Origin of the sequence: Arcobacter sp. CECT 8989 (assembly GCF_004116715.1) — a bacterium.
Lineage (GTDB): Bacteria > Campylobacterota > Campylobacteria > Campylobacterales > Arcobacteraceae > Halarcobacter.
On record NZ_PDKE01000040.1, the window covers coordinates 1 to 778 of the forward strand.

1 tRNA gene is annotated in these 778 nt (G+C 30.2%); it reads right to left on the minus strand.

The annotated features are described in order from the left end of the window. Positions 1 to 472 precede the first annotated feature (472 nt). A tRNA-Thr gene (locus CRV02_RS14310) sits at positions 473 to 548 on the minus strand. Positions 549 to 778 lie beyond the last annotated feature (230 nt).

Genomic DNA, 778 nt, shown 5'->3' on the forward strand with positions numbered 1-778 from the left:
TGTAAAAGCATAAGCTTTGTTATTAAAATAGACAAGGATATATTTACAATATATTCTTGTTTGTTGTAATTTCATATTCGGTTTATAAAAGTTATTTACAAACCTTCTAAATTTTAAAAGATCTCCCATTCCTTCGCAACTCTTTCAACCATTTTTGATGTCGTTCCTCTGAAATTGGACGGGAATTATAATAGATTTTTCTCCTCTTGTCAAGGGTTTCTTCTTAATTGAAGCTTAAATTTTGAAAGTTTTGGGGTTTTTAGCATTTTTGCCATAAATATAACTAAATAAAGTTATATTTATGAGTTTAATAATTGTTTTGTTATTTAATAAGTAAAAATTAATTAGATTTAATTAAAAATATAGTTCAAAAATCATTAACACTAATTGAATTTAGTTATATAGGGATAATAATATTAATAGGATATTGGAAATTACTACAGCAAATAATAAAAAGAAATAAGGTTTGAGGTGGTGCCCACAACTGGATTTGAACCAGTAACCTCTTCCTTACCATGGAATTGCTCTACCGTTGGAGCTATGCAGGCAAAAAAGTTAGTATAAAAAATAAAGGAGGAGAGAAATCTCTTCTTTTGATAAATAAAAGCTAAAGCCGAAGAAATCTGAGCTAAAAAAAAAGCTTACCATTAACAACTAAGGATAAGTTGGTAAAGGTAAGCTTTAATAGAAATAAACTCAAGAGCTGGCAGCGACCTACGTTTCCACAAGGGGGCCCTGCAGTATTATCAGCGCAGAAGTGCTTGACTTCCAGGTTCGG